Origin of the sequence: Streptomyces sp. NPDC016469, from assembly GCF_040632905.1 — a bacterium.
Lineage (GTDB): Bacteria > Actinomycetota > Actinomycetes > Streptomycetales > Streptomycetaceae > Streptomyces.
Genome location: NZ_JBEYCQ010000001.1, coordinates 418,574 through 427,325, shown reverse-complemented (window position 1 = coordinate 427,325; position 8,752 = coordinate 418,574). Strand labels below are relative to the sequence as shown.

Annotated in this window: 5 protein-coding genes; 3 read left to right on the top strand and 2 right to left on the bottom strand. The window is 70.8% G+C overall.

Features of this window, described 5'->3' with window-relative positions:
- Window positions 1-111 precede the first annotated feature (111 nt).
- Window positions 112-468: an iron-sulfur cluster assembly accessory protein gene (locus ABZ565_RS01995; RefSeq protein ID WP_018103583.1), complete on the bottom strand. Its 357-nt coding sequence runs from the start codon at window positions 466-468 to the stop codon at window positions 112-114.
- Between the two features lie 243 nt (window positions 469-711).
- On the opposite strand from ABZ565_RS01995, the gene nadA reads away from it, so the two are divergent.
- The 3 genes from nadA to ABZ565_RS01980 all read left to right on the top strand — a co-directional run bounded on the left by nadA (window position 712) and on the right by ABZ565_RS01980 (window position 8,533).
- A complete protein-coding gene (nadA, locus tag ABZ565_RS01990) occupies window positions 712-1,899 on the top strand; it encodes a quinolinate synthase NadA (RefSeq protein WP_361019225.1) in 1,188 nt (395 codons plus the stop codon).
- Between the two features lie 140 nt (window positions 1,900-2,039).
- Window positions 2,040-3,443, top strand: a complete 1,404-nt coding sequence (locus ABZ565_RS01985) for a hypothetical protein (protein WP_361019222.1) — start codon at window positions 2,040-2,042, stop codon at window positions 3,441-3,443.
- A gap of 2 nt (window positions 3,444-3,445) precedes the next feature.
- Window positions 3,446-8,533 (top strand): tetratricopeptide repeat protein, encoded by a 5,088-nt coding sequence (locus ABZ565_RS01980; RefSeq protein ID WP_361019219.1) that lies wholly within the window; start codon window positions 3,446-3,448, stop codon window positions 8,531-8,533.
- Here ABZ565_RS01980 and ABZ565_RS01975 read toward each other — a convergent pair.
- On the bottom strand, window positions 8,424-8,747 hold the full coding sequence (locus ABZ565_RS01975; RefSeq protein WP_361019216.1) for a hypothetical protein: 324 nt from the start codon (window positions 8,745-8,747) through the stop codon (window positions 8,424-8,426). The genes ABZ565_RS01980 and ABZ565_RS01975 overlap by 110 nt on opposite strands.
- Window positions 8,748-8,752 lie beyond the last annotated feature (5 nt).

The following is an 8,752-nucleotide window of genomic DNA, read 5'->3' as shown; positions in this document are numbered from 1 at the left end:
CGGTCCCGGCGGCGGGGGCCCGGGTGGGCCCGCGCCCCCCTCCTTCCCTCCCCCCGCGGGCGGCCCCGCCCCCCCCCCCCGGGGGCCGCCGTCTCGACGCTGTGGTGCGGCTCAGCTGAAGGAGTCGCCGCAGGCGCAGGAACCCGTGGCGTTCGGGTTGTCGATGGTGAAGCCCTGCTTCTCGATGGTGTCGACGAAGTCGACCGAGGCGCCGCCCAGGTACGGGGCGCTCATGCGGTCGGTGACGACCTTCACACCGTCGAAGTCCTTGACGACGTCGCCGTCGAGGGAGCGCTCGTCGAAGAAGAGCTGGTAGCGCAGGCCCGAGCAGCCGCCGGGCTGGACGGCGACGCGAAGCGCCAGGTCGTCACGGCCTTCCTGCTCCAGCAGGGCCTTGACCTTGGCTGCGGCGGCGTCGGACAGGAGGATGCCGTCGCTCACGGTGGTGGTCTCGTCCGATACGGACATCTGCTTCTCTCCCGGGTTGTACGGAGACTGCTTGCCGACGTTGCAACCGTCGGGGCCGCGGATTCATTCCGGGCCGAGCGCTTGCCTGTTCCCTTCATGCTCGCACACCCGTCCCGTGGGCGGATGCGTCACATTGACGCTTTCGGCATCGTCAAAGTGACGTGAAGCGGCTATGATAGATAGCGTCAATTAGACGAAAAGGCTTTCTCCGCAGAGAAGTCCGCAGAAGAAAGGGTGCGTGACGTGACCACGGCCCACCCCGTCCAGGATCTCGATGTCCAGCCGACGCCGCTCGCCCTGCTCCTGCTGGGCCGCGACGCCGACCCCAGGAGCGAGCGCGGTGTCGAGTGCCCCGGCGACCTGCCCTCCCCGTCCGACCCGGACCTGGTGGCACGCGCCCGCGCGGCCAAGGAGAAGCTGGGCGAGAAGGTCTTCGTCCTGGGGCACCACTACCAGCGCGACGAGGTCATCCAGTTCGCCGACGTGACCGGGGACTCCTTCAAGCTCGCCCGGGACGCCGCGGCCCGCCCGGAGGCGGAGTACATCGTCTTCTGCGGTGTGCACTTCATGGCCGAGTCGGCGGACATCCTGACCACCGACGACCAGAAGGTCGTGCTGCCGGACCTGGCGGCGGGCTGCTCGATGGCCGACATGGCCACCGCGGAGCAGGTCGCCGAGTGCTGGGACGTGCTGACCGAGGCGGGTGTCGCCGAGCGGGTCGTGCCCGTCTCGTACATGAACTCCTCCGCCGACATCAAGGCGTTCACCGGCCGGCACGGCGGCACGATCTGCACCTCGTCCAACGCGAAGCGCGCCCTGGAGTGGGCCTTCGAGCAGGGCGAGAAGGTGCTCTTCCTGCCCGACCAGCACCTGGGCCGCAACACCGCCGTGCGGGACATGGGCATGTCCCTGGAGGACTGCGTCCTCTACAACCCGCACAAGCCGAACGGCGGCCTGACCACCGAGGAGCTGCGGAACGCGAAGATGATCCTGTGGCGCGGCCACTGCTCGGTGCACGGCCGCTTCTCGGTGGAGTCCGTCAACGACGTGCGCGAGCGCATCCCCGGCGTCAATGTGCTGGTGCACCCCGAGTGCAAGCACGAGGTCGTGGCCGCCGCGGACTACGTCGGCTCGACGGAGTACATCATCAAGGCCCTGGAGGCGGCCCCGGCCGGCTCGAAGTGGGCGATCGGCACCGAGCTGAACCTCGTGCGCCGCCTGGCGAACCGTTTCGCCCCCGAGGGCAAGGAGATCGTCTTCCTCGACAAGACGGTCTGCTTCTGCTCCACGATGAACCGCATCGACCTGCCGCACCTGGTCTGGACCCTGGAATCCCTGGCCGAGGGCAAGCAGGTCAACCGGATCGTGGTGGACCCGGAAACGGAGAAGTACGCGAAGCTGGCGCTGGAACGGATGCTGGCGCTGCCGTAGCGGATGCTGGCGCCGCCGGTAGCGGCTCTTCGCACGGAAGGTCCGGACGCGGCCGATTTCGTCCGGACCGGCCCGGAAGCCTGTCCCCCGTATCTACGCTGCTGTCCTCATTCGGCGGTGTGGATACGGGGGACAGTCATATGGGACAGCGCAGCAGGGCCGAGGACCTGGTGGTCGTCGTACCGGGGATCCTCGGCAGCACGCTCGCGGACGCGGACGGGCACGAGGTCTGGGCGGCCTCCGGGAAGGCTCTGGTGCGGGGCATCCGCACCTTCGGCAACTCGGTCAAGGGCCTGACGCTCCCGGCCGGCCTGGGCGACGAGCACCCCGGCGACGGCGTACGGCCCACGGGGCTGATGTCCGATGTGCACGCGCTGCCGGGTGTGTGGAAGCCCGTGGACGGGTACAGCAGCCTGCTGAACTGGCTGGAACGGAACTTCACCCTTCAGCGCCGCTTGCCGGGCGACGCGGCCGACCTCCCGGCCAACCTGGTCGGCTTCGCGTACGACTGGCGGCTCTCCTGCCGCTACAACGCGGAGCGGCTGGCCGAGCGCGTGGACGAGGAGCTGGGCCGCTGGCGCGCGTCCCGGGCGGACCGGCGGGACGCGAAGGTGGTCTTCCTCTGCCACTCGATGGGTGGCCTGGTCACCCGGAGCTACGTCGAGCAGTGCGGGGGCGCGGAGGTCACACGTCGGGTGGTCACGCTGGGAACGCCGTACCGGGGGTCGCTGGACGCGCTGCTGTACCTGGTCAATGGGATGCGGTACGGGATCGGCCCGGTCGGCCTCGACCTCACGCCGTTCGCCCGGAGCCTCCCGTCGCTGCACCAGCTCACGCCGGACTACGCGTGCCTGGCGGCGGCCGGGGGCTCGGGGCTGCGGTACGCGCGGGAGGTCACGGGGCTGCCTGGGGTGGATGGGGAGCTGCTGCGTCTCGCGGGCCTGTTCCATGCGGATCTGCGGGAGTCCGGCGCGGGGGCGCGGTACGGGGTGGAGTACGTGCCGGTCGGCGGGGTGCGGCAGCCGACGCCTACGACGGCCGAGGTGGCGGGGGACGGCCTGCGCGGGCTGCTCACCATCGACGGGGTGGACGAGGGGGGTGACGGGCGGGTGCCCGATCTCTCCAGCCGCGCGGTGGGGGCGGGGCGGCATGCGTACACGCCGTGGGAGAAGCATGGTTCCCTCCAGAACAACAGGGCCGTCCGCCAGGCCCTCCACAACTGGCTCACCCCCGAACCGCCGGTGCACCGGGGGTCGGAGGATGAGGAGGTGCCGCTCTCGGTGGAGGCGCCGGAGATTCTGGTGGAGGGGGAGCCTTACGAGATCCGGGCCACGGTGCCCCCGGACGTGCCGGGGCACGATCGGGTCGCCGTCTTCGCCGGGGTGGAGGACGGTCCGATGCGCACGATGACCAACCGGGGTGGCGGGGTGTACACGCTCCGGATCAACGGCCTTCCGGTGGGCGGGCATCGGGTGCGGATAGGGACGCGTGTTTCGGCCAATGTGGTGATGACCGCGTTGGTGCTGGTTCTGGAGCGGGGCTGACGATGACGGGTGCGGCGGGGACGGCGCTTTGTGTGGTGTGCGGGGAGTACGCGGACGGAGGGAAGTTTCCCCGGCTCGTGGGGGCGGTGGCCCAGATGGACGAGATCGTGGGGCTGCTGGAGGGGCTGGGGTACGAGGCACGGAAGGTGGGGGGTGGGAATCCGTCGTCGGCCGCGTTCCGGGCGGAGAGCGAGGAGTGGTCCGAGGGGTGGGTGGCCACGGGTGACGCCAAACCGGCCCTGGTCATCTGGTCGGGGCACGGGGTGCGGGTCGATGGTCAGACGCGGCTCGTGCTCTCGGACCTGAAGCCGGTCGACGACCCCGGCCAGTGGAAGGCACGGGTGACACGGCACGGCGTCACCGCCGACGACCTGGTCAGCGAGGCCGTCGGTTCCGGTGCCGAACACGTCCTGGTGATCATCGATACCTGTTACGCGGGTGGCGGCGCGGTTCCGGCCCTGGGACTGGCTCTCGGGCGCTGGGAGGAGGAGTCCGCGCCACCCGGGCACGCCAAGTGGCTGGGTTTTCTGGCGAGTTGTCAGAGTCACGAGACCTCGGATGGCAGTGGACCGCTACTGACTGCCTTGACGAAGGTCCTGAAGGACGGTCCGGCGGGCGACGAGTACCGCTCCGCGTGGAGCGCCCACAACGCGCTCGTCAGCGGGCCGGACCTGCTGGGCGCCATCGCCACGCGGTGGGAGGGCGAGGGCCAGACACCGGTCCCCGCCACCCTCGGCGAGTGGCGCCCCGCCTTCCCCAACCCCCTCCACTCCCCCGAGGCCCCGGCCCGACTCGTGGAGCACCTGGTGCAGGCGGCACGCGGGGTCGGCCACCGGGAAGAGGGCTGGTTCTTCACCGGCCGTACGAGGGTGCTGGGCCGGATCGTGGAGTGGCTGGACGAGGACGCGCCCGGCCTGTTCCTGGTGACCGGGCCCGCCGGTTGCGGGAAGTCCGCCGTGGTGGGCCGTATCGCCACGCTCGCGGACGCGGAACAGCGGGAGCGGGCTGTCGCGAGCGGCGCACTGCGCGACGGTGACCCGGACCCGGGCGTCCGCGCGGAACGCACGCTCGCGGCGGTGCACCTGCGCGACCTGACTCCGTTGCAGGCGGCTGAACGGCTGGCCCATGCCTTGGGGCTACGCCCGCCGCGCAGCACGGACGATTTCCGGGCGGAGGTAAGGGAGTTGTCGCCGCAGCCGGTCCTGGTCATGGATGGCCTGGACGAGGTGCCCGCCGAGCACACGCAGAGCGTGATCGAGGAGCTGGTGTTCCCGCTGAGCCGGACGGCGCCGGTGCTGCTCGGATCGCGGCAGCGGGTGTTCCGCAGTCAGCAGAAGGACCGCGAAACCCTGCCTGAGACTCTGGCCCGTCTCATCGGGGCGGACGTGACGACCGTCGACCTCGAAGACGAACCGCATACCCGGGAGGACATCGGCGAGTACGTGTGGCGTCGGTGCGAGGCGGCCGGGATGGCGGAGGGCCCGGCCCGCGAGGCCGGTGCGGCGGTCGCGGAGCGGGCCACGGATGTCGGGGGCGGCTTCCTGTTCGCCCGCCTGGTCACGAGCACGCTCCTGGCGCGGGCCGCGTCAGGGGAGGACGGGGCCCTGCTGACGGATCTGCCCGACTCCATCGAGGCCGCGTTCGAGAACGAGCTGCGGGCGGTGCCCGCGCGGGAGCGGGCCGACGGCACGGTGCTCGCTTCGGCGGCCTGGGATCTGCTGTCCGCACTGGCCTGGACGGTGGGCCAGGGGATGCCCGCAGGGGGCGTGTGGGAGGCGCTGGCCGGGGCGCTGGGCGGAGGCGTCGAGTACGACGAGACCGACGTGGACTGGGCGCTGTCGGCCTTCGGCCGGTACATCGTGGAGGACGCGGAGGAGGGGCAGGCGGTGTATCGCCTGTATCACCGGGAGTTCGTGGCCCATCTCAGGCGCCGGGAGGGGCCGGGCGGGACGGCGGCGGGCGAGGTGGCGTTGCGGACTCTGGTGGACCTGGTGAAGCAGCAGGGGCGGGTGGGCGACTGGTCGGGGGTGGATCCGTATGTGACGCGAGGGCTGGTGCGGCATGCGGTGCGGTGTGGTGGGGCGGGGGTGGAGGCACTGCGGGGGGTGGCGGCTTGGGATGAGGAGGGCGGGCTGCCCTATGTGGCTGAGGGTTTGCACGGATTGTCCCTCGCGCTGTCGAAGGCAGGGCTACGTGACGAGGCTCTGGAGTGCTCGCGCGAGGCGGTCGCGCTCTATGAGGAACTGCACGCCATCAACCCGGAGACCTACCTGTCCGGTCTCGCAGGGTCCCTCAGCAGTCTGGCCGTCCATCTCGCTGAAACCGGAGACCATCAAGACGCGCTCACCGCCGCCCGCAAAGCCGCGTACATCCGACGCACTCTCGCCGCCCAACACCCCACAGCCCACACCCCCAACCTCGCCATCTCCCTCAATAACCTCGCCATCCACCTCGCTGAAACCGGAGACCGGAAAGGCGCACTGGCACCCGCCCACGAAGCCACCCGCCTCTACCGCACCCTTGCGGAACACAGTCCCGCCACCTACACCCCCGCCGTCGCCGTCTCCCTCAACAATCTCGCCCTTCGCCTCGCTGGGGCCGGAGACCGGCAAGGCGCACTCACCGCCGCCCAAGAAGCCGTACACATCCGACGGACCCTCGCCGCACAACACCCCACAGCCTTCACCCCCGACCTCGCCACCTCCCTCGACACTCTGGCCAACCGCATAGCCGAAACCGGAGACCGAGAGGGCGCACTGGCACCCGCCCACGAAGCCACGCACCTCTACCGCACCCTCGCCGCACAACACCCCGCAGCGCACACCCCCAACCTCGCGGCCTCCCTCGGCAACCTTGCCAGCCACCTCGCGAAAGCCGGAGACCGACGAAGCGCGCTCGCACCCGCCCACGAAGCCGTACGCCTGCGCCGCGCCCTCGCCGCACAGCACCCAGCGGCGCACATCCCCAGCCTCGCCGGCTCGCTCAACAACCTCGCCAATCACCTCAGTGGTACCGGAGACCTGAGAGGCGCGCTCACCGCTGCTCACGAGGCCACCCGTCTCTACCGCACCCTCACCACACACCAGCCCGCAGCCCACACCCCCAATCTCGCCGGCTCGCTCAACAACCTCGCCCTTCGCCTCGCTGAAACCGGAGACCGGCAAGGTGCGCTCACGGCCGCCCAGGAAGCCCTACGCATCCGACGCACCCTCGCCGCACAACACCCCGCAGCCTTCACCCCCGACCTCGCCGGCTCCCTCAGCAACCTCGCCGCCCGCCTCGCCGAAACCGGAGACCGAGAGGCCGCACTCACAGCCGCCCAGGAAGCCCTACGCATCCGACGCACCCTCGCCGCACAACACCCCGCAGCCTTCACCCCCGACCTCGCCACCTCCCTCAGCAACCTCGCCGCCCGCCTCGCCGAAACCGGAGACCGAGAGGCCGCACTCACAGCCGCCCAGGAAGCCCTACGCATCCGACGCACCCTCGCCGCACAACACCCCGCAGCCTTCACCCCCGACCTCGCCGGCTCACTCAACAACGTCTCCAGACAACTCGCCGAAACCGGAGACCGAAGAGGCGCGCTCGCTGCTGCTTACGAGGCCCTCAACCTCTACCGCACCCTCGCCGCACAACACCCCGCAGCCTTCACCCCCGACCTCGCCACCTCCCTCAGCAACCTCGCCAACCGCCTCGCCGGCACCGGCGACCACCAAGGGGCACTCACCGCCACGCAAGAAGCCGCACGCATCCGACGCACCCTCGCCGCACAACACCCCGCAGCGCACACCCCCAACCTCGCCACCTCCCTCAACAACCTCGCCGTTCGTCTCGCCGGCACCGGAAACCATCGGGACGCCCTCGGACCCGCTCGGGAAGCGGTGGGCCTCTACCGCGACCTCGCCGCACAACACCCCGCAGCGCACACCCCCAACCTCGCGGCCTCCCTCGGCAACCTCGCCAACCACCTGGCCGACAACGGAGACCACCAAGGCGCTGTCCAGGCTTACGAGCGCACCATCACTGATCTGAGCGCCAAGCTCCCGACGGTCGGCAGAAGACTCGCCTTCGAACGGGACGTATTTCTGATCAGCAGGCCGGAATGTTCCACCACGACGGGCCTGCGAGGTCTCACTCGGCTTGCGAGCGCGGCAACCCCCCGAACCGCGGACGAAATCACGTTCCGGGCCCGGCACGCTCTTCGCGGATACGTGCAGAAGAGCGCTGAACACCACGACGAACTGGCAACCGTCTGGCACGACGAAATCACCGCGCCGCTCCCCGCCTGGCTGGCTCTCTCCCCCCGAACGCTGGACACGGTCGGCACCTGGCTGGAAGCGCCGACCTGGTCCGACTCATACGCCCACTGGACCGACCACACCGAACTCCTGAGCAGCCCCGAAGCCGCAGTAGCCCTGGCCGAGTTCGCGCTCCTCGACCCCGAGGCCGCGGCCGAACACCAGGCGCTCCGCGAGGCAGCTTGTACCGAGGGCGCACCCGCCGCCTACCGCCCCCTCATCCTCGACGAGGAACTGGGGGGCTGGGCGGCCCTCACCACCTGGGAAGAGTCCGAGCAATACCTCCGCGCCCACCTGGACCTCCTCACCCTCGACCCTCCCGGCTCCACCCCCGGAGCCCTCCTCCACGTAGCCCGCACCCAGGACATCCCCACCGCCTACGCGCTCGTACGCGACCGCAGCGCGCTCCAGCAGTATGTCGACAGCGCCCTCACCTCCGGCGACGCCGACGCCCTCCGCCACGCCGCCGCCATCGAGACCGAGGTGTACGCCGACGAGCTCACCGCCCACACCCACCGCCAGGCTGCCCTGATCCTCGCGGGCACCCCGGATGACGCCGGTCCCGGAAGCCTCGCCCCCCTCGTCGCCGGCGCGTCGCCCGACGTACGGAACCGGCTGATCTCGGAGACCGCCGCACTCAGCGCCGCCCACGCACCGCAGCACGCCGCGCACTGGGCGCAGATCATTCAGGCACTGGCGTCGCCGGGCTCAGCGCCGGAGCCAGCCGGTACCCCCGGCTCTCCGCGATCCGCAGGGCGTCCTGCAACGACTCCGCCAGGCGGACCCCGGTGAACCTCAACTCGCGCGCCCCCACGCCCGTCTCGCCCAGCAGCGCCCTCGCCTCGCGCAACACGTACTGGGCCGAGTCGAGCAGGTCCGTCTCCACCTCGTCGGCCAGCCGTGACATCCGGCCGCCCGGGTCGTCGGTGCTCAGGTAGCACGGCGCCCCGCTCTCGCCGACCCAGGGGAGCAGCCGCATCGGGCTCCCCTGCGCATCGAACATCATGTCGC

Bases quoted from the DNA above. Each gene is read 5' to 3' on its own strand.
- ABZ565_RS01995 (WP_018103583.1), bottom strand. From the start codon at position 468: ATGTCCGTATCGGACGAGACCACCACCGTGAGCGACGGCATCCTCCTG.
- ABZ565_RS01985 (WP_361019222.1), top strand. From the start codon at position 2,040: ATGGGACAGCGCAGCAGGGCCGAGGACCTGGTGGTCGTCGTACCGGGG.
- ABZ565_RS01980 (WP_361019219.1), top strand. From the start codon at position 3,446: ATGACGGGTGCGGCGGGGACGGCGCTTTGTGTGGTGTGCGGGGAGTAC.
- ABZ565_RS01975 (WP_361019216.1), bottom strand. From the start codon at position 8,747: ATGATGTTCGATGCGCAGGGGAGCCCGATGCGGCTGCTCCCCTGGGTC.